This is a genomic window from Proteus sp. G2669 (assembly GCF_009915245.1).
Taxonomy (GTDB): Bacteria; Pseudomonadota; Gammaproteobacteria; order Enterobacterales; family Enterobacteriaceae; genus Proteus.
This window is the reverse complement of record NZ_JAABLX010000008.1, coordinates 154,429-176,668: the sequence shown is the minus strand read 5'-3', so window position 1 is coordinate 176,668 and position 22,240 is coordinate 154,429. Positions and strand designations below refer to the sequence as shown.

At 38.3% G+C, this 22,240-nt stretch carries 21 protein-coding genes; 6 read left to right on the top strand and 15 right to left on the bottom strand.

Features of this window, described 5'->3' with window-relative positions:
- Window position 1 precedes the first annotated feature (1 nt).
- Genes GWI68_RS01285 through GWI68_RS01275 form a run of 3 tightly spaced genes read right to left on the bottom strand, consistent with a single transcriptional unit; the run spans window position 2 to window position 2,927 of the window.
- Window positions 2-1,009 carry an iron chelate uptake ABC transporter family permease subunit gene (locus tag GWI68_RS01285; protein ID WP_109409031.1) on the bottom strand — a complete coding sequence of 336 codons (1,008 nt, stop codon included), beginning with the start codon at window positions 1,007-1,009 and terminating at the stop codon, window positions 2-4.
- Window positions 996-1,958, bottom strand: a complete 963-nt coding sequence (locus GWI68_RS01280) for an iron chelate uptake ABC transporter family permease subunit (RefSeq protein ID WP_072068902.1) — start codon at window positions 1,956-1,958, stop codon at window positions 996-998. Before GWI68_RS01280 ends, GWI68_RS01285 begins: the two co-directional genes overlap by 14 nt.
- Window positions 1,959-1,967: 9 nt before the next feature.
- Window positions 1,968-2,927 (bottom strand): siderophore ABC transporter substrate-binding protein, encoded by a 960-nt coding sequence (locus tag GWI68_RS01275; RefSeq protein ID WP_166539165.1) that lies wholly within the window; start codon window positions 2,925-2,927, stop codon window positions 1,968-1,970.
- 452 nt (window positions 2,928-3,379) lie between these two features.
- Here GWI68_RS01275 and GWI68_RS01270 point away from each other — a divergent pair, with 452 nt between their 5' ends.
- The 6 genes from GWI68_RS01270 (at window position 3,380) to chbG (ending at window position 8,738) form a co-directional block, all read left to right on the top strand.
- Entirely contained in the window at window positions 3,380-3,706 is a 327-nt protein-coding gene (locus GWI68_RS01270; RefSeq protein WP_072068900.1) for a PTS sugar transporter subunit IIB, read from the top strand.
- Window positions 3,707-3,798: 92 nt separating this feature from the next.
- Window positions 3,799-5,157, top strand: a complete 1,359-nt coding sequence (gene chbC, locus GWI68_RS01265; RefSeq protein ID WP_109409028.1) for a PTS N,N'-diacetylchitobiose transporter subunit IIC — start codon at window positions 3,799-3,801, stop codon at window positions 5,155-5,157.
- 60 nt (window positions 5,158-5,217) lie between these two features.
- Window positions 5,218-5,565: a PTS N,N'-diacetylchitobiose transporter subunit IIA gene (chbA, locus tag GWI68_RS01260; protein WP_072068898.1), complete on the top strand. Its 348-nt coding sequence runs from the start codon at window positions 5,218-5,220 to the stop codon at window positions 5,563-5,565.
- 10 nt (window positions 5,566-5,575) lie between these two features.
- On the top strand, window positions 5,576-6,424 hold the full coding sequence (chbR, locus tag GWI68_RS01255; protein WP_109409027.1) for a transcriptional regulator ChbR: 849 nt from the start codon (window positions 5,576-5,578) through the stop codon (window positions 6,422-6,424).
- A gap of 160 nt (window positions 6,425-6,584) precedes the next feature.
- Complete coding sequence (locus GWI68_RS01250) at window positions 6,585-7,940, top strand: 6-phospho-beta-glucosidase (protein ID WP_166539164.1); 1,356 nt, start codon at window positions 6,585-6,587, stop codon at window positions 7,938-7,940.
- Between the two features lie 36 nt (window positions 7,941-7,976).
- Entirely contained in the window at window positions 7,977-8,738 is a 762-nt protein-coding gene (gene chbG / locus GWI68_RS01245) for a chitin disaccharide deacetylase (protein WP_109409025.1), read from the top strand.
- A gap of 111 nt (window positions 8,739-8,849) precedes the next feature.
- Here the strand turns inward: chbG and GWI68_RS01240 are convergent, their stop codons facing one another.
- The 12 genes from GWI68_RS01240 to GWI68_RS01185 all read right to left on the bottom strand — a co-directional run bounded on the left by GWI68_RS01240 (window position 8,850) and on the right by GWI68_RS01185 (window position 22,240).
- On the bottom strand, window positions 8,850-9,353 hold the full coding sequence (locus GWI68_RS01240; protein ID WP_166539163.1) for an RES family NAD+ phosphorylase: 504 nt from the start codon (window positions 9,351-9,353) through the stop codon (window positions 8,850-8,852).
- Between the two features lie 383 nt (window positions 9,354-9,736).
- A complete protein-coding gene (locus tag GWI68_RS01235; protein WP_166539162.1) occupies window positions 9,737-10,228 on the bottom strand; it encodes a sce7726 family protein in 492 nt (163 codons plus the stop codon).
- A gap of 235 nt (window positions 10,229-10,463) precedes the next feature.
- Window positions 10,464-10,973 (bottom strand): outer membrane beta-barrel protein, encoded by a 510-nt coding sequence (locus GWI68_RS01230; RefSeq protein WP_166539161.1) that lies wholly within the window; start codon window positions 10,971-10,973, stop codon window positions 10,464-10,466.
- A 67-nt stretch (window positions 10,974-11,040) separates the two neighbouring features.
- Window positions 11,041-11,592 carry an Ail/Lom family outer membrane beta-barrel protein gene (locus GWI68_RS01225; RefSeq protein ID WP_166539160.1) on the bottom strand — a complete coding sequence of 184 codons (552 nt, stop codon included), beginning with the start codon at window positions 11,590-11,592 and terminating at the stop codon, window positions 11,041-11,043.
- Window positions 11,593-11,839: 247 nt separating this feature from the next.
- A complete protein-coding gene (locus tag GWI68_RS01220; protein ID WP_227336171.1) occupies window positions 11,840-12,328 on the bottom strand; it encodes a hypothetical protein in 489 nt (162 codons plus the stop codon).
- Between the two features lie 17 nt (window positions 12,329-12,345).
- Complete coding sequence (locus GWI68_RS01215; protein WP_109409018.1) at window positions 12,346-13,029, bottom strand: hypothetical protein; 684 nt, start codon at window positions 13,027-13,029, stop codon at window positions 12,346-12,348.
- Window positions 13,030-13,053: 24 nt separating this feature from the next.
- Window positions 13,054-14,610: an SUMF1/EgtB/PvdO family nonheme iron enzyme gene (locus tag GWI68_RS01210; protein ID WP_227336169.1), complete on the bottom strand. Its 1,557-nt coding sequence runs from the start codon at window positions 14,608-14,610 to the stop codon at window positions 13,054-13,056.
- Window positions 14,600-15,835, bottom strand: coding sequence for an FtsX-like permease family protein (locus GWI68_RS01205; protein ID WP_166539159.1), 1,236 nt, complete (start codon window positions 15,833-15,835; stop codon window positions 14,600-14,602). The genes GWI68_RS01210 and GWI68_RS01205 overlap by 11 nt, the downstream gene beginning before the upstream one ends.
- Entirely contained in the window at window positions 15,816-16,508 is a 693-nt protein-coding gene (locus tag GWI68_RS01200; RefSeq protein ID WP_166539158.1) for an ABC transporter ATP-binding protein, read from the bottom strand. The genes GWI68_RS01205 and GWI68_RS01200 overlap by 20 nt, the downstream gene beginning before the upstream one ends.
- A complete protein-coding gene (locus GWI68_RS01195) occupies window positions 16,508-18,511 on the bottom strand; it encodes a vWA domain-containing protein (protein WP_166539157.1) in 2,004 nt (667 codons plus the stop codon). The genes GWI68_RS01200 and GWI68_RS01195 overlap by 1 nt, the downstream gene beginning before the upstream one ends.
- Before the next feature lie 9 nt (window positions 18,512-18,520).
- Window positions 18,521-19,528: a hypothetical protein gene (locus GWI68_RS01190; protein WP_166539156.1), complete on the bottom strand. Its 1,008-nt coding sequence runs from the start codon at window positions 19,526-19,528 to the stop codon at window positions 18,521-18,523.
- A 3-nt stretch (window positions 19,529-19,531) separates the two neighbouring features.
- A complete protein-coding gene (locus GWI68_RS01185) occupies window positions 19,532-22,240 on the bottom strand; it encodes a virulence factor SrfC family protein (protein ID WP_243733275.1) in 2,709 nt (902 codons plus the stop codon).

Here is a 22,240-nt window from a genome sequence, read left to right as displayed (position 1 = left end):
ATTAAAGTCTTCTTAACACCAAGTAGATAAAGAACATCCCGCCGACAAACTCAATCACAACAGAAAGTGTTCCTGTCATTTTTAAACCATATTCTAAAACTAATTGCCCACCAATTAAGGCGATAGTACCCAGTAAAAAGGCAACAGGCATTAAGAAACGGTGTTGGCTACTGCCACTGATATGGTAAGCAAGGTTAGCGACAATTAAACCTAAGAAGGTTAATGGACCGACTAAAGCGGTCGAAACAGCCACTAAGACAGAAATCAGTAATAAAATATAAGTGGTTTGCTTGCGGTAATTAATACCAAGGTTAATCGCATTCGCTTGGCCTAATGCCATTACATCAAAACTATAGCGCATCCGCCAAAGTAAAATACCGACGACAACGATAATGGCTAAAGCGCAAAAGATAAGATCAGGGGTTGCACGGGTGAAGGTGGCAAACATGCGACCTTGTAAAATGGAGAATTCATTAGGGTCCATCAAACGTTGTAATAGTGTGGCTGAACTACGAAATAACGTACCTAAGATAATCCCAATCATCAGGACTAAATTGATGTTAAAACGTACTGAGCTAAACAACCAACGATAAAGTACAACCGAAAATAGCACCAATAATGTTGATTCTAAAAAGAATTTTGATAAGTTCAACATCCATGACGCGGGCATATCGCCTTCAAAAAAGACAAACACGGTTTGTAGTAACACAAACAGAGCTTCTAAACCCATTAATGAAGGAGTCAAAATACGGTTGTTAGCAATGGTTTGAAACAGAATCGTCGACACACCAGCTGCAAACGCCACCACAATCATGGTGAGAATAATGTAGGCACGGTGAGTCAGAATATAAGAGATATTGCCGTTTAGGTTTATCGTCATAAATAACACAATAGATAATAACGATGCCCCTAATAATAACCAGATACGAGACATGGGCGAAAGGCGCATTTTCTTATGTTCGGCAGCGCCAGTACATTTGCTAATTATGGCTGAATTAACTTTTTGCATAACGTTGCTGCTTTAGTAGTAAAAAAAGGAAAATAACGGCACCCACAGCGCCTAAAATAACACTGGCAGGAATTTCAAATGGGTAGCGAATAAGTCGGCCAATTACATCACACAATAAAACAATCGCACCACCACTCAAGCAAACCCACGGAATGGTTTTACGAATATTATCACCCATCACTAAGCTCACTAGATTGGGGACAATCAAGCCAAGGAAAGGTAATGCCCCAACAACAGACACAACAACACCACTAATCAGTGCAATAATGGATAATCCAATGATCATCACTTTACGGTAATTAAGTCCCACATTAATGGAGAATTCACGTCCCATTCCAGCCACAGTAAAGCTATCAGCAACCCAACATGCCATTAGCGCAAGCACACCGACAAGCCATAAAAGCTCATAGCGGCCTTGTAATACACTTGAAAAATCGCCACTTGTCCATGCGTCTAAAGATTGCAATAAATCGAAATAAACTGCTAAAAAGATAGTCAACGCACCGATAACAGCGCTAAGCATAATCCCCACTAAAGGCACTATTAATGTCGTTTTTAAGGTGATCCTTTGCAGAAGCAACATAAATAATAAAGTACCAAGCAGGGCGAAAACGGTCGCTACCAACATTTTGGTAAAGATGCCAGCCGCAGGAAAGAGCAGCATAACGACTAATAATCCAAGGCTTGCAGATTGAGTGGTTCCCGCAAGAGAGGGTTCGACAAAACGATTCTGGGTTAGCAGTTGCATAATTAAGCCTGCAACACTAATGGCACCACCGGCGAGTAATAATGACAGGGTTCTTGGAACACGACTGATAAAGAAGATATCACGCATATCGGGATCAGAAAAAAGCGAAGCAGGAGTAATATCTCCTGCGCCGACAAATAGACTGATCATTGAGAGGATAGCAACAAGTCCTATCCCCAATGATAAATGGAACGTTTTCATTCAGTTACTTTATTTTTTTTGATCCAGCGCTTGATTGATAGTATCCATTAAACGAGAGTAAGTTTGGATCCCACCAGAAATATAAATAGAGCTTGCATCAAGATAGATAACTTGGTCTTTATTCCAAGCATTTACTTTTCTGACCAGCGCATTATCAAGGACTTGTTGTGCAGGTTGTGAATCTTCACGACCAATTGCAGCGTCACGGTCGATAACAAACATCCAGTCTGGGTTAAGTTTTAACAGTAATTCAGAGTTGACGATGTTGCCGTGTGAACCTGGGCTATCAAAAACATAAGCAGGTTCAAAACCTAATACATCATAGATAAAGCCAAAGCGAGAGCCTGGGCCATACGCTGATATTTTACCACCACTGACTAACACAACCATCGCTTTACCAGCATCCGGTGTTTTGGCTTTTACAGTATCAATTTTACTATTGAAATCAGCCAGTAATTTTTTGGCTTGCTCTTCTTTGCCAAAAATTTGACCTAATGTTGTTGTGCGTTTAGCAAGGCTTTCGACAAAACGTTTAGGGTCGATATCCATTGAAATCGCAGGCGCAATTTCACTTAATTTTGCATATGCATCGCGAGCTCGGCTACCACTTAAAATTAAATCAGGCGCTGTTGTGCTGAGCTTTTCATAGTTTGGCTCGAATAACGCACCTTCATTGATGTAGTCGTTCGGATTGGTGTATTTTTCTAAGAATTTAGGTAAATGAACATTAGTTTGTGGCAGACCAACAATAGGAGCACCTAATGCATCAATAATATCAAGGGTTTCCATATTCATCACAACCACTTTCTGTGGGTGAGCTGGGATTTCAGTTGTCCCTTGAAAATGTTCAATCGTGAGAGTTTGTTTCTCTGCTGATTGTGCTGTTGATGTGTCTTGAGCGTTATCACAACCAGCGATAACAAGTGAAGAAAGCAGTAAAAACAGTGGGCTTAATGACTTTTTAAACATTCTCTTTCCCATATTGTTGCAACACGAAATAAGACGGATCTTTACAGCAGTGGCTTAAATGTCGATCCACAAAGAAGATGATAATACCATCAAAAGTATAAAGAGTAATGATACTAATTCACATTCTCATAATAATAAAGGGTTAACTTGACTAAAATGGCGAAATTTTGCGAGAGATCATTAAAGGAAAATAGAGAACAAATTTTGTGACGTGAAAGAACTCTTAAGATTATTTGCTCAATTTGTGAAGAGTGTCAAAAGAGCAGGTCAAGGAGAGACAATTCTTAACCTGTAAGAAATATCGTTAACTAGTATCATTGCGTATACTTCATTCAAGCAGAAACAATCCTTATTTTAATCTTACTTCGGTTTCTGTACTGACACAGTAATGAATGCACAAGAGAAAGCCTTGTTATCTCTAGGGTAAATCGTTGCCAACTCAAGAGGGTTTTATGCAAAAGAAATATATTTACTTATTTTGTTCTGCTGGCATGTCAACATCCCTTCTCGTGACCAAAATGCGAGCACAAGCAGAGAAATATGATGTGCCTGTGGTCATTGAAGCTTTTCCTGAAACTTTAGCTGCACAAAAAGGGCAGGATGCGGATCTGATTTTGCTGGGTCCACAAATTAGCTGGATGTTACCTGATATTCAAAAATTACTCCCGAATAAACCGGTCGAAGTGATCGATTCTCTGTTATATGGAAAAGTAGATGGCTTAGGCGTGTTAAAAGCCGCTGTCGCCTCTATTAAAAAAGCATCTGCAACAACAAATTAATTTTATTTTTTATTATTTAATTTTTTATTCCAGTCAAAGAGCGAATTTTTCAGCAAGCCGAGCAATTAGCGGCATTTAAAGGGTATTTTTCTATGAGTAAGTTCATTGGTTCACTTGAAAAGGTACTCCTTCCTTTTGCGGTTAAAATTGGAAAGCAACCTCACGTTAATGCGATTAAAAATGGCTTTATTCGTTTAATGCCGTTAACCCTTGCAGGGGCAATGTTTGTACTTATCAATAACGTTTTTCTTAGTTTTGGTGATGGCTCCTTTTTTTATTCTCTAGGTATCCGCCTTGATGCGTCAACAATAGAAACACTCAATGGTTTTAAAGCTATTGGGGGGAACGTCTATAACGGTACATTAGGCATAATGTCGTTGATGGCGCCATTCTTTATCGGAATGGCATTAGCAGAAGAGCGAAAAGTTGATCCGATTGCGGCAGGCTTACTCTCTATTGCTGCCTTTATGACGGTAACACCTTACAATGCAGCTGGCGCTTATGCTGTTGGCGCTAATTGGCTTGGTGGGGCAAATATTATTTCAGGTATCATTATTGGTCTTGTTGTGGCTGAAATGTTTACCTTTATTGTGCGTCGTAATTGGGTTATTCGATTACCTGATAGTGTCCCTGCTTCTGTTTCACGTTCTTTCTCTGCGTTAATTCCCGGTTTTATTATCTTATCAATTATGGGGATTATTTCGTGGGGATTAGCGACGTATGAAACAAACTTCCATCAAATTATTTTAGACTCTATCTCAACACCATTAGCATCAATGGGTTCTGTTGTAGGTTGGGCATACGTTATTTTTACCTCTCTACTGTGGTTCTTTGGTATTCATGGTTCACTGGCACTTGCAGCACTTGATAGTGGTATCATGACACCATGGGCATTAGAAAACGTTTCTATTTATACTGAATACGGTTCAGTAGAAGCCGCTTTAGCCGCAGGTAAGACGTTCCATCTCTGGGCAAAACCAATGTTAGACTCCTTTATCTTCTTAGGCGGTACAGGGGCAACACTGGGACTTATTATTGCAATCTTTATCGCATCTCGTCGTGCGGATCATCGCCAAGTTGCTAAACTGGCATTGCCAGCAGGTTTATTCCAAATTAATGAGCCGATTATTTTTGGTTTACCTGTGATTATGAATCCAGTGATGTTTATTCCTTTTATTCTTATTCAACCTATTCTTGCTGCAATTACTGTGACGGCTTATTACTTAGGGATAATCCCACCGGTAACAAATATAGCGCCATGGACGATGCCAACGGGATTAGGTGCATTCTTTAATACTAACGGTAGTATCGCAGCACTGTTATTAGCGCTGTTTAACTTGGGTGTAGCAACACTGATTTATCTTCCTTTCGTTATCATCTCAAACAAAGCACAAACTGAAATTGAGAAAGAAGAGAGTGAAGAGGATATTGCCAATGCATTGAAATTTTAAGTCATAGAAAAAGGAGTGCAGAGGTTTCTCTGCACTTTTTAGAGTCAAAGAGGATATACCATGTTAGATATTGAAAATGCCGTTGATAGCAGTGCTACAGAAGATGAATTTGAAGAGATAATCATGGGTCTTATCATTAATTCAGGCCAAGCACGCAGCGTAGCCTATGGCGCTTTAAAAAAAGCCAAAGAAGGCGATTTTGAAGGCGCTAGAAAGTTAATGGAGCAATCTCGCGAAGCATTAAATGAAGCCCATAAAATACAGACACGTTTAATTGGTGATGACCAAGGTATCGGGAAAACGAAAGTCAGTTTAGTTTTAGTCCATGCACAAGATCATTTAATGACTTCAATGTTAGCTAGAGAATTAGTGACAGAATTAATCGAGTTACATGAAAAGATAAAATAAGGTGAATACTGTGGTGGAGTCATTGAGAGCACAAAGCGAAATACGTATGGTCTATGAAGATCAGCTATTTAATGGCAAAAATTTTCATGTCTTTATTTATAATAAAACAGAAAGTGTCAGCGGATTGCATCAACATGATTATTATGAATTCACCATTGTTTTAACAGGGCGTTATTATCAAGAGATTAATGGAAAAAAGGTTTTATTAGAGCGTGGTGATTTTGTTTTTATTCCCATAGGCTCTCACCATCAGAGTTTTTATGATTTTGGTGCAACACGCATTTTAAATGTGGGAATTAGTAAAGCTTTTTTTGATAAACATTACCTCTCGTTATTACCTGCTTATTTTATCGCTTCACAAGTTTATGAATTAAAAAATGAATTTCTTTCCTATATTGAATCTGTTATTGGCTCTTTGAATTTTCGCCATACGGAATTTAATGAATTTATTGAAATTGTCACCTTTAATGTGGTGAACAGGTTACGACACCATCGAGATAATCGTATTGAAGATGATATTCCTTTATGGCTAAGAGATACCGTAAGCGAGATGCATGACAAACAAAAGTTTGGTGAAAATGCATTGGTTAATATGGTGATGCTATCAGGAAAATCACAAGAGTATTTAACACGGGCAACACGGCGTTATTACGATAAAACGCCTATGCAAATTATTCATGATATTAGAATTAATTTTGCGAAAAAACAGTTAGAAATAACAAATTATTCGATAACCGATATTGCTTTTGATTCTGGCTATAGTAGCCCAAGTCTGTTTATTAAGACATTTAAGAAAATAACATCATTGACGCCAAATAGTTATCGAAAAAATTTGTGCAGTATTAAAGAAACAAACTAATTCATTATTAAGCGTAAAAAATTAATCAATAATAAAGATTGATTTTATTTGAAATAGAGAGAAAGAAGAAAATAAGCTTATTTTTTTCAGGGCTCTTTACGTCTTAATTTCGCCATTAATACACAAATAACAGCATTATTGTGCTGTATGGGAGTATTTTATGAGTCATAAATTAAAAATCGTTACCATTGGTGGTGGAAGCAGTTATACGCCTGAATTGTTAGAAGGTTTTATTAAGCGTTATCATGAATTACCAATCACTGAATTATGGCTGGTGGATGTAGAAGAAGGAAAAGAGAAGCTTGATATTATTTTTGAGCTTTGCCAACGCATGGTAAAAAAAGCGGGTATTCCTTTAACCGTTTATAAAACCCTTAATCGCCGTGAAGCGTTAAAAGATGCTGATTTTGTCACAACACAATTGCGTGTTGGTCAATTGAAAGCAAGAGAGCTTGATGAGTCGATCCCGTTAAGTCACGGCTATTTAGGACAAGAAACTAATGGTGCGGGCGGGCTATTTAAAGGGCTACGCACGATCCCTGTTATTTTCGATATTATTAAAGATGTTGAAGAAATTTGCCCTGATGCGTGGATCATTAATTTTACCAATCCAGCGGGCATGGTGACTGAAGCGGTTTATCGTCATACCAACTTTAAGAAATTTATTGGGGTTTGTAATATCCCAATTGGCATGAAGATGTTTATTACAGATGTTCTTAAGTTAACAGATAAAGATGAACTCTCCATTGATTTATTTGGTTTAAATCATATGGTGTTTATTAAAGATGTCATTGTAAATGGCCAATCCCGTTTTCCTGAATTATTGGATGGTGTCGCTTCAGGAACATTAACCGCAGGCTCGGTGAAAAATATTTTCGATTTACCTTTTAGTGAAGGGCTAATCCGTTCTCTTAATATGTTGCCGTGTTCTTATTTGCTTTATTACTTTAAGCAAAAAGAGATGTTGGCTATAGAAATGGGTGAATACTACAAGGGTGGAGCTCGCGCTAAAGTAGTGCAGAAAGTCGAGAAACAATTGTTTGAATTGTATAAAGATCCTGATTTAAATATCAAACCGAAAGAGTTGGAATTACGTGGTGGTGCCTATTATTCTGATGCGGCCTGTGAAGTGATTAATGCTATTTATAATGATAAACAAGCTGAGCATTATGTGAATATTCCACATCATGGTCATATTGATAATATTCCCGCAGATTGGTCAATTGAAGTGACTGCAATTTTAGGTCGAGAGGGTGCTAAACCTCATCCTCGTTTAACACATTTTGATGAAAAGGTAATGGGATTAATTCATACCATTAAAGCCTTTGAAATTGCCGCCAGTAAGGCGGCTATTAGCGGTGAACTAAATGACGCTTTATTAGCGATGAATTTAACGCCATTAGTACTTTCCGACAAAGATGCAGAGGTGCTTACACGTGAAATGTTATTAGCACATAAAGCACATCTACCTCATTTTGCTAAAGCAATTGCTGAGTTAGAAAAAGCCTCTCATTAATTGTCGGCAGATAAATATAAGTGATAAGGAGACAGAATGGCTGGTTTATTGATTGTGAATGCGGATGATTTTGGGCTTAGTAAAGGCCAAAATTACGGTATTGCAGAGTGTTTTCGCCATGGTGTTGTTAGCTCAACAACGGCACTTGTCAATGCTGAGGGAATTGAACACGCAGCACAATTGCGTCATGAGTTGCCTGGCTTAGGTGTTGGGCTTCATTTTACTTTGACGATGGGTAAACCACTGTCTCCTTTACCTTCTTTAACACGTGAAGGTGTATTAGGGAAATGGGTGTGGCAAATGGCGGAAGAGGGTAATTTACCGCTTGATGAAATTCGTGTTGAGCTTAACGCACAATATCAGCGTTTTATTGAGATCTTTGGTTGTGCTCCCGACCATATTGATAGTCACCACCATGTGCATATGTTTAAGCAAATTTTTCCTATTGTGGCGGAGTTTGCCAAAGAAAAGTCATTACCAATGCGGGTTGATAGACCGTTAGCACAAAAAGAAGGGATTGATACCCAAGGTGTGATAAGTAGTGATGGTTTTGATAGTCAATTTTATGGTGATGAAATCACTCAAGCTTTATTTTTAAAGGTACTTGATGAATCAAAAGCGCGTCATGAGCACTCTATTGAAGTGATGACACATCCTGCTTTTGTCGATAATCCATTGCGTGCAAGTGGTTATTGTTTTCAGCGTTTAACAGAGTTGGAAGTGTTAACGGATCGCGCTTTAAAGCATGCCATTTTGGAAAGAGGTTATCAGCTAGGAACGTATCAAGATTTAATGTAGTGGGTTTTTAGACAATCGGTGTCTGTGTTTATTCCCTAGTGTGGGTCTTTTTGAATTATTTAGCCTCTATTTTTATAAAGTAGAGGCATTTTTGTATTATGAAGAAAAAAACTAAGTTGTAATTTTTTCAAACGAATGGACTATTTCTGTTATTTTATAAGATATTGGATCTTCAATCGTAAAACATAAGTCATCATAAAAAACAAAATTTTTACCCATGCCAAATGAACTTTCAAATATTATTCCATCACAGTTACTAAAACTTTTTAAAAATTCACACAAAAACTGAGTAGGAATATAATCTATATTAGAACTTTCTGGTCTAACAGGTTTGGATAATTCACTAGAAAGCATTTCTAATAAATTTAAAATACTTATAACATTGTTGTATTTCTTTTCATCAAAAGAACATATTGATATTTTTTTTCTTGGAGATGTTAAGTCAATTAAAGAAACATCTTCTTCTAAAATCAGTTTAGATATATAAATAATGCTAGTATTATTAGGTCTAACTTCAGAAATACAAGTTTCTTCGTTATTAGCTAAATATAAGTAGGATATTCCAATCGGATTTGCGCGGCCTGCTGTAGCATTTCTTGCAGGGGGCTTTCCCATTTGCTTATATGACCTAAATAATCTTCTTTTAATAGGTGTTTTTTTATTATATATTCATTTTCTAATATTTTACCAAGTAATTTTTTTGTATTATGTATTTTTTCATTAAAGATATTAAAAGTATTTTGTAGAATATCAGATAATAATTCCCCTTTTTCGCTTTCAACTACAATTCCTAAAAAAGGTTAAAAAAATCGAGATAAATCTTTAGGGTTTATTGTAAATGCATTTTCTTTTTTACAATATCCACATCTATCATTAGTATGATTAAGGCCAATAGTTCTAATGATGGCAGAATCATGAAAACAATTAGAACAGCATAGTGTCATTTATCCACCTCAATATTAGAAGATAAATAATTACAAAGAGTTTCAATATGATGCTCAATGGAGATTTTCAGGAACTATAGATATTACTTTTTGAGTATGACTTTTATCACATACAACATATACTTTTTCAAAGATCTTGAGGTAGGTTGATATTTGTTCTGGTAATCGAACTAGAGAATCAAATTTAGTTTTTATTTCATAACAAGTAGTACATCCATTCACGATGACACAATCGGCTTTGTTATTGCCTACTCTCAATTCTGTTATCATGGTTGCGTTGTTATTGTGTTTTTTTAAAAATAGTTTTTGTGCAACAATATTCTTAAAAAAATATTCTGATTTATAATCTTTTTTACATTGTTTAAATGTTGATTCAAAGATATCAGCTATTTTTATAGAGTGATTATTTAATGAAAGATAATTATTGATTAATGTATAAAGAAATGAAAAATCACCTTGAATAATCTTATGAATAGATTGACTCGTAAAAAGTTGTGAAGCCATTTTACTTTTAAGTGAATTGTGTTTCTTTGATCTATTATTCATTTCAATATATATCCGATAATTATTCATAATTAATTATGATTGTATCATAATACTACTCGCTAAATAAAAAACATTTTTTATTAAAATTCATGAGGTTAATTAAATATTTTATATTTAATAACTTGAAAATGAAAACTTTATACTAAATAGGTATAAAATCTAGAGGGTAATCTAATAATTGAGAGAATAATTAGAAAATAGAATTTAACAATGAAATAAAAATTATTCTTATTAATCAAAACCGATAACCAATACTGGCGATAAGTGCTTTGCTTGGATGGCTTTTTCCTTCCATTTTGAAATAACTGCCCTCATAGCCTAAAGTAAGTGTAATATTTTGTGGTGATGTTAACGTGATACCCGTTCCCCAACTTACTGATTCAGATGAGTGATCTTTATTTATATTTTCTGGTGTTTGATAACTCATACCACTTACCCCAATAACCCCGTATAGTTCAACGAAAGGTGTTAATGCATAAGCTGGACCCATTACAAGTGAGGCATAACGTAATCTCTCATTATGAGATAACGATCTGTGAGCTATCGTTCCTGAAAGTTGTAGAGAGATTTTTTTATTCGTATTAGTAAATTGATACTTCATATTGATCCCATTAACTGTGGGTAAATCTTTTATTTTGATATGAGCGTAGCCAATGGAAACTAGAGTATCACTGTTTTTTGCATAAATTGATGTGGTGAAAAATAAAGAAAAAGGTAAGCAAGCTAATAATAAAATATTTTTCATAAATATAGTTTTAAATTATAAGTTAATAGAAAGCACATATCATAAAATAATATGTGCTTAAGTTTATTTAAAAACGATAACCGATATTAGCAATAAAACCATCTAAAATAATTCGATTGTCGGTATCTTTAAATTTAAAACGGCTATTTTCATAACCAAGAGAGATTGAAACCATTTCAGCTGGATTAATGATTAAGCCTGCGCCCCAACTAAATGCATTTTTCTTTAATTTTTTTAATTCTGAGCTTTCAGATTTAAATTGAATTTGGCTCATACCCGCAGTGCCATAAACACTAATAAAATCATTTAGACGTAATGTAGGGCCCGCCATTACAGAGTAATAACGTGCATTGACATCTTTAAAGAAACTATTAACAGGCTTATTCAAATCATATTCATTTTGAGCATAAGTAGCTGTTGCTAAAATACCAAATTGTGAATTTATTTCTTGACGAATAGAAAAGACACCTCCGTGCATTGGATTCTGACCCGCCATTTTGACTTGTGCATAACCCGCTGAAAGTGTGGTTTTATCTAATTTAAAATCATTTTGAGCATAAACAGAAGAGGTAGTTAATAAGCCACTAATAAATAAAGTTGATAATAATTTTGTTTTCATTAGTTATATCCCATAAATAAAAAACGGAGAACGTATTATGAAGCGGGGGGATTATAATAATGAGTTTGTTTTTAATGGAATAAAAAAGAGCACATGTATTTAAATAAGGTTATTTTATTAAAGTGTCTAATTAACTATTAAATAATTAACATAAATTAATTCTAATTAGTAATAGAAATCAATAATAAAATAAAGAAGTAGATATAAAAGGGCAAGGCTCTCTATTACCTAGAGAGCCTTTGAGGATTTATTTAAGACCTAGATCACTTTGTAGACTAATGACTTGATTTTGTAAATTCTCTAATTCAAGCTGTTTTTCCATCACCGATTTTGATGGGTTGTTTTGTGCCGCTTTCATTTGCTTATCAATTTCATTGATCTGCTTTTGAATATCATTTTGCCCTTTGGTTTTTTGGCGAATTTGATTTAACAGATTATTCATTGATTGACTTAATGCACGTTGACTAGCTTGTTTACTTTTTAGATCTGCATTGGTCTGTTGTTTTTCTTTCTCAATGGCAGCAAGAACGGCTTTAAACTCGGTGTTTAATGCTTGTTCATTACCCAAAATCGCTTTTTTTTGTTCAATGCGATTGTCATAAGTCCCTGAATAATTACAGTTAAATTTGGTAATTATACTGACATCACCCGTTGTTGGGTCACAATCAGCGGGATTGGTGACACAACCGCTTAAGAGTAAGGTCATGCCAACAAGGGAAAGAGGTAAAAATTTCATTATCATCCTTTTTAACGTTAACTAAGTTTTATTGCTGTACGTTGGGTATAAAGGCTATCAAGTTCTTCCTGTAAAGAGGTTACTTGTTGTTTCATCCCATTGATTTGTTTATCAAGCTGTGCCGTCTTTAGGCCATCTTGACGACTTTGCGCAGCGATATCACGCCATTCACCTTCACGTTTTTTCATATCGGCTAAACGAGAGCGAAGTGCTGCAATATTGGCATCAATGCCTTTTAATTGTTTTTCAGCAGCGGCTTTATTAAGGCGTTGTTGTTTCATATCTTGCTCAATTTTTGCCAACGCTCTTTTATCGTCGTTGATTACGGCTCTTGCCGTATTTGAGGCACTTTGTAGGCGTTGATTCTCTTTTTTCACATCCTCTATCATCGAGTTGAGCATTTCTTCTTTCGAGGCGTAGTTTTGGCGCTTATTGTCTAAATAGGCATTTGCACCAATACCGACACCACAACCTGCGACCGCCGCGATAATCATACAGGCGCCTTTGTTATCAACATTAGCTACTAGGCAACTTAATGCACCAATAGCTGCACCACCAGCACAAGCCCCAATGCCAGATTTACTGAAAAACTCCATATCACTGTTATTTTTCAAACGTGGATCAGCACCACTATTACTTTGACACCCTGATAAAGCAAGTACGGCACTAATGCCAAGTACAGCCATGAGTCGTTTATTCATACCACACCTATCCCAAAGTCTCTGTTATTGTTTTTTGCACGCTTCAAGCCATTCATTCCGTGAAACTTTACCGTTAGCCCAATATCCTTGGAGTCCCTGCATATATGTTGAAAGGTACGTATTTAAATTCGATTTACCTCTGGCTTCCATTAATTGGCGTACAACGTCAATTTGCGGTTTAACTAAAGAGGCATCATATGTGGTTGCCATATCCACTAATGTGTCTGCGTAATAGCTCACAACAAAGTCGAGCGTTTTTTTATGTTCGTTAACTTGCTCTTGACGTCGTTCACATGTGGCATCTTTAGTGCCTGGAGGGCAGTTTTTTTCATGTAATGCGATTAATCTGTCATAGAACTCGCCATCATCTTTTAATTTGGTGCATAAAAAAGCACCTAATTGTAGTGAGGTTCGGATGGCTTGATCTCGTTGTTCATCTCGTAGTTGTGCATTTGCCCGCAAGCTATTTTTTAATTCAGCTAACTGTTTTTTCAATGCTTCATCTTGTACTTGGGTCGAGAGTGTATTTAGGCTATTGATAGAGTTATCGCTATTAGTTTTTGAGTTGTTGCTTGCTGGTTTCTCATTGCCTAATTGCTGCCACTCTTTTTCTATCTCTTTGATTTTATCGCGAGATGTTAATGCTGGAGCAACAATGGCTAAACGAAAACCAGTATATTTATTTTTATTCGCACCCGTATTGGTGTAATAAGGCTCTTCTTGACGCCATGAACTGCGCATATCACTCTCTGGTGTTAGATAACTACCACCACGTACAATAAATCCACCTGCTTGTCCGTGTAAGCGGTCGAGTTTATTTAATCTAAAAGGCTCAAACATCATTTCAGCAACATTACCCAACATATCATGTAAGCCTAATGGGTTGGGTGATAACAAACCGGTGAGTTGTAATGAACCGTTAGAGGATTGACTGCCTGCTGACCAAATATAATTTTTGGTACCTTCTGGCATTGGAAAACGCACATCACGAAACTCGGAGGCTGAGACTTTTAAACCGCCACGTGCCGCAAATTCCCATTCCGTTTCTGTCGGTAATCTTGCAAAACCTTTTGCGCCATCTTCAACGGGTAATGCTTCTGGATGATGGCTTCTTAGCCATTGATTATATTGATCAGCGAACTGCATGGCTTCATACCAGCTAATATTCACTTTCGGTAAACGTAATTTATTTGAGGCAACCGGACACTCTTTACCATTAATGGTACTTTGCATGGCGTTATATTGCAGATCGGTAACGGGATATTTCGCCATAAGGTAATAACGGCCTTTTTCTTTGCCTTTTAGTGGGAAGCTACCCGCAATATGTTCAGCTCGTGATTGCTCTAAATAACCCCATTCATCACCTTCTTGCCCTAAAGTTACGCTGTAGTCTTGTAAAGGCTGGCTGAGAGGGATAGTAACTTGGCGAAAGACCATTGAACCTTCACAAGGGAAAGGCAAGATCACATCATCAGGTAAGGCTTTTTGGTTAACGAATTTGTCATCCCATTTGGCCGATGCCGTAAAACTGCTAGATAACAGCGCGAATGATAAAGTTAAAAGCGATAAATTAAATTTCACGTAAGCTCTCCGCAGGTTCAATTGAAACGGCACGTAATGCGCCAATACTTGCCACCACTAAGGCCACAAGTAAGGCACTGCACATAGCAATCAATAAATCCCCCAATGTTAACTGGCAAACAAAGGCTTGTTCAGGTAAATGGGTGCCTAATAATGTGGTAAATAAGGTGCTACCAATGCCATAAAGCCCAAGGGCTAAAATAAAGGCAACGCTCGTTAATAACAGCGCTTGCAATACAATATATAAAGAAACAGCAAACTGACGAAAACCCAGCAGGCGTAGGACTGCCATATCTTTGCGTTTACGGTCAATATTGGCAAGAAAGGCACCAATTAATGAGGCAATACAACCTAATAGTGAGACCCAAGCAATGACAGAGAAAATAACGTTAAGGACATAACTGATTGCTTTTACAGAGTCTATTTGGCTTTTTTGTGTCATCACATCAATGTGTTGTTGCCGAAACCAATCATCTAGTGGTGCAATGGCATCTAAATTTTTTGCATAAAGGCGAGCTTTAGCAAACTGGGTTCTTGGTTTTGCCTCAACACCTTGTGTAATACCAAAAAGAGGGGCTTGATAACCATCTCGGTAATCTTCCATCGCCACTAAAACATCAAGAGAAACAAAGGCTGCAGCTCTTGAAAATTTACTATCACTGATAATGGCAGCAACAGTAAAGGTACGTTTGGCACGTTCATTGACGCCATTAAGCTTACGGCTGATAAATAAGCGCACACTATCACCGACATTCGCCTGTAGTTTTTGTGCAGCATTGGCAGAGAGCACTAATGTGTCTGCATTTTGGGGTATAGCCACACCCTCTAATAAAGGATCGTTCTCTGCTGTTGGTATGATTTCCGCATTATCAATAAAATGTTGTCCATCAATCACAATATCGGCTTGTGTGTTTAAGCTACGTGTTAATGGGATAACAAAACGTACTTCATCTTTCTGCGCAATATTATTAAACCAACTTTGTGGATAATTACCATTGCCTAACATACGTATTTCAAGGTTACGAGGATCATTTAACAGTTGATTGTGAAGCTGCGTCACGATGCCATTTTTTAACCCAAACAGCAGTAGCAGTGGTGCAATAACCGAGACTAAAGAGAACACAATACATAATGCGACTTTGCGATCATAAATTAAGTCGCGCCAAGCGAGTGAGCTAAGTAAGCCTAGGCGATTAGGATTGGCGCTATTGTTTGATAAAGACACTACCGCCCCCTTCGAGTTGTGCATGATAGTGGCTAAACCCAAAACGCTCGACTAAAGACCAATCGTGGCTAACAACCAGTGCAGAGATCTCCAGTTGTTTTACCATCTCTACAATGAGTGCATACAGCGCTTGCGCATTATGGGGATCAAGGGCTGCTGTGGGCTCATCAGCAAGTAATAAAGCGGGCTCGTGTGCAATGGCGCGAATAAACGCTGCGCGTTGGCGCTCACCAATGGAGAGTTGGCGAGGAAGACGAGTTAACAATGGGCGTAATTGCAGATGGTCAATTGCGTGATCAAGCCAAGCGGAGTGTGGCGTTAATCCCAGCATTTTGCGAGGTAATTGAATATTTTGCATGACGGTTAAAAAGGGAAGTAATCCGCCACTTTGGAGCATAAAACCCAATTTCTCGGCACGTAATGATGCGAGTTGTGTCTGCTCATTACTTAACACCGCTTGCGTGATAATTAATTCATCACCGAGTTGAAAATGGGTCAATTCATCTGGGCGTAAGATCAACCCTATCATTTCTAATAAGGTACTTTTACCACAACCACTTAATCCGGTTAGCGCGCCGATTTCCCCTTTTTCAAGCGTCAATGAAGGAAGCGCAACACGAAAACCATGTTGCGCATCACCGCGCGTAATTGCCATACCTTCAATCTGGATCATTAAGGTAGGTTTTCCAGTGGAACAGGGTAAACGTGATCGCGCGGATCACTTTGTGGTGCAAGGGATATCCAACGATCAACATCTTCATTATAACGTTGATAGTATTGTAATTTTGTATTGAGACGACGGATAAACTTCTCTTGCTCAAGGCCATCCCAGCTTTTCCATGTCTCTTCATCTAAGCCTAAAACCTCACTTAAATAAGGTAGATTTTCTACGTATTCACCCAGTAAACCCATTTCACCCAATTTAGTCGCAGAACCTTGTTTGATTTGATTAGGATCGTTACCCATAGTGGCGGCAATTGAACGCAAATCAGCAAACATATTGTCAGGTGAGATCAAACCTTCGTTAGCCGCATTAACAATTTTTTTCATCACGTCACTTAAATCGCTAAGCTCACTTTTGGTCAATAACACTTGTACTTCTGTTGTTGGGATATTTTGCTGTAATAAATCTCGATCACTTATCCATGCTTTAAAGACTGGAGGTGCTTTTGTGCCCTGTTTTTCACCTAAATACGCTAAACGCATGGCATAACCTAAATCATGCGCATCGTTAAGTAAGGTATCAGTTTCTTTATTTTTGCTATAAGTGGGATCGGCATTTAATGCACTGCCTACAGTGGCTTCACCACGATAAGCAGTTTGAATTTGCGTGGTTACAGCAGTTGCTAAACTGTCTACCATACGACCAAAACTATTTACATCTCCTGAGTTGATAGGGTAGTAAAGCGATTTGTGTAAGAACGGATTAAGCGTTAATGCTTCATATTGCGCTTGTGCCGAAGCATGATTTTTTGCTCCTGACGGGGTTTTTAAATGCAGAGTATAAAGTGCAACACCACGATAAGCGGCTTCTTGGCGAATTTGTTCAGCATCAAGTTTAGTTGATGACAGAGGATCATCTCCCGTTAATGCGCCCGCGTCAGTGATTAAAATAACGTAGCGCGCACCAAAGCGTGTCCAATCAACACCATCAAGGGCTTGCATGACACCAGCATAAGCATCTTCATCAAAACGACTACTTGAGACTTTAGCTTGGCGTAATTCTTTAACTTTATTTAAGAAATCAGGGCCATCTTTTACGTCATTGGGGTTTACAAACATTTTGCTATCGTATTCCAATGCGGGAACGGCTTTGATATTAGAGCGAAACGCCACTAAACCAAATTTTACCTTATCCAACATGTTGTCTTTTTCGACTTGTGCATAAACTTTCTGAATCGCTTCTTTGGTTCTATCAATGTAAGGATCCATTGATATTGTCGAGTCGATAACAAACACGACAGCCGCAGAGAAACCTTGCATCATATTGTCAGCATCTTTGCTGTCTGGTGTTGCTGGTTTTGTATTGTTTGCAGTTGCATTCGTATTCTGTGCGTCTTTGCTGTCTTTGGTTTGTGAAGAGACAGATGCCACATTGAGCACTCGCACTTTATAGCCCGCATCAGTAAAGACTTCATCTGAGCCTAATACAGGTAGCAGATAAAAATTACTTTTTTGATCAATCATATAATCAGGCTCTTTAGCTAAAACAGCCGGATTAACTTTTTGATTTTTGATATCAGCTAAAAAAGGTTGATACTGCTTTTCGGGAGTAGGGTTTTCAAGTAAGCCTTCAACCGTTTGCTTATCTTTGAAAAATAGCATTGGGTTACGACCCGCAGGGTTAGTAAAAGCCAGCGTTAATTGCATTTTCCATTCAGATGTGCAGCTTGCATTCATCCAACCGCTAATATGACCCAAGCTATCAGGGCCGACTTGTAGCCACTCATTGGCGCCTTGTTTTTGACGCTGATATACATAAAAACGGCTAAATGCAGGTTGTTCTTTACCTGCTGCGCCAATTGTGTCCGTCACTTGGCAACCTGGGTAGGTTAATACACGCTGATAGAGAGTCTTTTTACCCTCTTGTAATAGCGGTTTTTTCTCTTCAGCACTTGCCGGTGCTGTCAGAATTAAACCACTGAGAATAAGAGTAAGCCAATGCGCCTTTTTCATACGACTTTCCTATTTTTTCAGTGCTTCAAGACGCGCTTTTGCGTCACGGTTTTGTGAGTCATGATTAAGAACAGCTTCGTACCAATAGATGGCCGTTTCTTTGTCTGCACCAAAGCAACCTTGTGCTGACGCGGTTTCTGGATCGTATTCACGAGCATAATTTAGTGCGATTTCAACATCACCTGATTGTGCTTTATATGCATATAAACGCTGAGCAACGTCACATTGATTGTTCTGTTTAGCTTGTTCAATCGTTGTAAGAATAGTTTTGCTATCTGGTTGGCTCTGTATACAACTTTGTACAAAAGCGAGCGCCGTACCTGATTTCATATTTTCAACACTACACACACTTGGTGTTGATGGTTCTGGTGTCGGTTGTGGCGCGGGGTCGCCTGCTGGATTGCCTCTTAGTAAGAAGAACCACGTTAAGATACCCGCTAAAATTAAGATCAAGATAATCGCTAAAATTAAACCAATTTTAGATTTTTTCGGTGTAGGTGGTGTCGGCCGTTGTGGCGGTTCATCTACCTTAATTTCAGGAATAATCGGCTCAGGTTCAGGCTCTTTGACTGCTTCAGGCTCCGGCTCCGGTGATGTTTCGATAATAGGAGTTGGTGGAACGGCTTGAGTATCTAATGTCGCCGTTGATTTTAATGCTTCACTTTGACCTTGTGCTTGTGAGGCTAACACACCATCACGAATACGTAATCGGCCAATATCTTGTGTTTCATTATCGTCTTTTAACGTAAATTGATAGGCCATTTGTAAGTTGCTAACAAGGGGATCAACTAACGTTTTATCAAGAACGATTTGATAGCCTTCCTCGGCATCTTCAAGAGAAAGCTGGTGGAAAAAAGCATTACCTACCCACTCCCCTTTATCATTTAAGAAATAGCGATCTTGGTTACGCTGAATGCTTAAATAAACAGGGGAAGCATCACCTTCCCAATTTCGAATACTTAATACCGCAAAGCCAGGACGAGCAGGTTGTACGGGTTTTAATTCTGGATTAAACACGAATTATGACTCCACGACGGATGATTTCATGGTTTGAATGATTTGGCCTAACTGTGCGTTTTGTTCAGCACTGATTTCTCTTCCTGCTGAATGTCCTGCATTCTCAGTAATAATCGCCGATAAAGCGATAAGCCAATCAATTACAAATAAAAGGGTATAGTTAACAGGGTTAGTGGGTAAGCGGACTAAACGCTCATCATCACCCCATTGCACGCTAGTGTTATCGGGTCTTTCAAAGATCTTATGACCTGCATTGATTTTGCTATCTGGCTTCTCAACACCGTTATCTTTGAAATTAAACCAAGTAATAAAATCACCCAATACATTATAAACGCGAGAGGATTGCTGTTCGGCTAAGTCATCACGACGGGCAATGGCTTCTGTTCCTGCCAAAGTTTTCAACATACGTTGTTCAACACCAAGACGATTGATAGCTGTAATAAGCTCATCGACTAACAGCACCATAATTTCTTGGTCGATGCCTAGGTAGGTTAATAATGTACTGTTATCAGGCAGACTACGTAGATGATTTATCCATAATGCCATCACTTTTTTAGGGTAGGTAACCTCATTGCCGTGGCCTTTGGGGGCTTCATCTTCTTCTGGCACCAAAGAGATTGGCGCATCGCTAAAGAGATCAAAAGTCGGTTGTTCCATAGCGGCAAAGGCAGAAACTGGGGCCTGTGTTGCTTTTTTGTTGTCTGAAAGAGTATCGACAACCTCTTTTTCCTGCATATACAGGTCGTAGAGAGATTTACGAGAAGGCAACAGGTAGTCTAGTAATGCACCTTGTAAATAAGGGCGACTTTGCATAAAACGCAAAATAGTCGTGGCATTACGGCGTTTTACCTGTAATTCCTCTTCACCACCTGATTGATACCATTTTTCAAGATGATGACCGATTAAATCACGTTGAATTTCTTGCAGTTGCTCACTGATACGTTCAAGTTTTAGTGATTTTAAGGCAACGGTTTCAAGATAATCAGCAAGGCGTTGCATACCACCATCGTTAAGCGACAACATGGCATCCCATGCTTGGTCTGGTTCACGAATATAACGTTGGACAGTTTCATCTTCAGCAAAGGTTTTTTTCATCAGATGTAATTGTGAAACACTGTCTTCATTTAGAACTGTTTCTTTACCATTACTGATTTGAATAAACGGAGTGGGTACGCCCGGTTTACGTACTAAAAAGGTGTTATTAAACGCTTCACCATTAATCCAATCTGATGACATCCATTCATATTGACCAAAGCGCTCTAACATCGCCATTTTTATCATGCCACCTTTACCCCATGATTGGCGTAATAACGCTTCATTCATGGTTAAGGAGTTGGTAATACGCATATCAAACATGGTCATTGCCCAAATCAAGCCAGAAGGGCGTTTAGCACGAGTTTGTGCATCTTTACCTTGCGTGTTATTGATCCATTCTGTGAGTACAGCACCGACTTCTTTTACATCGGATTGTTTGTTTGATGCGGTACACACCACCAGTACATTCATTTCTTGGTTATCGGTATAACGCTCAAACAGATAAGCGACTTTACCCCGAAGAATAAGTTGAGCGAGTGGGTTTGCGCTATCATCATTGACTTGACGGCGCACATCCGCCATGGTTTCAACCCCTAAACGTCCGCGATAACCCGGAAAATCTAGTAGCTCAACCTGTTCAAACAGCGTTTTGCTTGGTGCATCTAATAATGGTACGACTAATTCAACGGTGAGTGCGGTCAGTTCCGCTAAAGAAAGGGTTACAGGGGCATCAATACGATCACCATGAACAGGGCAAATGCTGATCTGGCTATCATTGGCAGTATTGAGACGCTCTAGCATATCTACGTTCATAATACTGTCGTTTTGTACTAACACACCGTCTTGTTCTTTGACTAAAGAAGAAAGTGGAGCCAAAACTAATGGTGCATTGCCTAAAGAGGCAAGTGTGGTACTAAAACGCTGATAAGCCGATGTCAGTTCTGCAATGTCGCCCCATAACACTGAAAATAACTTAGCACGTTGGGCTATGCTGAGATAAGGAGCTAGTTCAATCGCTTTAGGCCAATAGGTTGTTGCTAATTTCTTCTGGCTTTTTTCGGCGTGACGTTGCAGATAATCCCATAATGAAACGACATCATCGTGCGTAATACCTGCGACAGTTGTGGCACTACACTGTGAACTTAATGAATTGATTAAACTAGATATTTTTTCTTCATCTAATTCAAAATCAATTTTTTCCTGATTAAAGTCATACAGGTAAGCATTAGCAAGGATCTTAACAATTTCAATTTCGCTAAAAAGGTGTAGCTCTACTGGAAACTCTTGCGTACCTTTCGTTGCTTTGCGACTAAAGCGAGTGACTAATCCTGTAGCCTCTTTGCCGCCACCAGGTGGGTTGATATGGTCGATAAAATCAAGTGTTTTACCTGACATGCTGGTTCTTAAACGACCTTCTTGTCCCGCAGCAAGGGCTGAAATCAGGTACGATTTTCCTGCTTGAGACAGACCAAAGAAGCCGACTGACATTGGACGTTGGGTCGCTAAGCTGAGGTTCTTTGCCATATTACGGCTACGACGCAGGCGATAGATAAGGCTATCTGCTTCTGTATTTAAACGAGGTGCATTACCTCTTACTGCGCTAACCCAATCAATGGCTTTGCCTGCACCTTGATAAATGGCATCCCATTTAGCTGTTAACTGTTTTTCATCCATCAT

What these genes read in the sequence shown, in the direction of transcription:
- chbA (WP_072068898.1), top strand. Translation starts at nt 5,218, where the DNA reads ATGTTAGATATTGAAAATGCCGTTGATAGCAGTGCTACAGAAGATGAA.
- GWI68_RS01225 (WP_166539160.1), bottom strand. Translation starts at nt 11,592, where the DNA reads ATGAAAACAAAATTATTATCAACTTTATTTATTAGTGGCTTATTAACT.
- GWI68_RS01200 (WP_166539158.1), bottom strand. Translation starts at nt 16,508, where the DNA reads ATGATCCAGATTGAAGGTATGGCAATTACGCGCGGTGATGCGCAACAT.
- GWI68_RS01240 (WP_166539163.1), bottom strand. Translation starts at nt 9,353, where the DNA reads ATGGGAAAGCCCCCTGCAAGAAATGCTACAGCAGGCCGCGCAAATCCG.
- GWI68_RS01195 (WP_166539157.1), bottom strand. Translation starts at nt 18,511, where the DNA reads ATGAAAAAGGCGCATTGGCTTACTCTTATTCTCAGTGGTTTAATTCTG.
- GWI68_RS01230 (WP_166539161.1), bottom strand. Translation starts at nt 10,973, where the DNA reads ATGAAAAATATTTTATTATTAGCTTGCTTACCTTTTTCTTTATTTTTC.
- GWI68_RS01285 (WP_109409031.1), bottom strand. Translation starts at nt 1,009, where the DNA reads ATGCAAAAAGTTAATTCAGCCATAATTAGCAAATGTACTGGCGCTGCC.
- GWI68_RS01235 (WP_166539162.1), bottom strand. Translation starts at nt 10,228, where the DNA reads ATGAATAATAGATCAAAGAAACACAATTCACTTAAAAGTAAAATGGCT.
- chbC (WP_109409028.1), top strand. Translation starts at nt 3,799, where the DNA reads ATGAGTAAGTTCATTGGTTCACTTGAAAAGGTACTCCTTCCTTTTGCG.
- GWI68_RS01185 (WP_243733275.1), bottom strand. Translation starts at nt 22,240, where the DNA reads ATGATGGATGAAAAACAGTTAACAGCTAAATGGGATGCCATTTATCAA.
- GWI68_RS01275 (WP_166539165.1), bottom strand. Translation starts at nt 2,927, where the DNA reads ATGTTTAAAAAGTCATTAAGCCCACTGTTTTTACTGCTTTCTTCACTT.
- chbG (WP_109409025.1), top strand. Translation starts at nt 7,977, where the DNA reads ATGGCTGGTTTATTGATTGTGAATGCGGATGATTTTGGGCTTAGTAAA.
- GWI68_RS01250 (WP_166539164.1), top strand. Translation starts at nt 6,585, where the DNA reads ATGAGTCATAAATTAAAAATCGTTACCATTGGTGGTGGAAGCAGTTAT.
- GWI68_RS01280 (WP_072068902.1), bottom strand. Translation starts at nt 1,958, where the DNA reads ATGAAAACGTTCCATTTATCATTGGGGATAGGACTTGTTGCTATCCTC.
- GWI68_RS01270 (WP_072068900.1), top strand. Translation starts at nt 3,380, where the DNA reads ATGCAAAAGAAATATATTTACTTATTTTGTTCTGCTGGCATGTCAACA.
- GWI68_RS01215 (WP_109409018.1), bottom strand. Translation starts at nt 13,029, where the DNA reads ATGAATAAACGACTCATGGCTGTACTTGGCATTAGTGCCGTACTTGCT.
- GWI68_RS01220 (WP_227336171.1), bottom strand. Translation starts at nt 12,328, where the DNA reads ATGAAATTTTTACCTCTTTCCCTTGTTGGCATGACCTTACTCTTAAGC.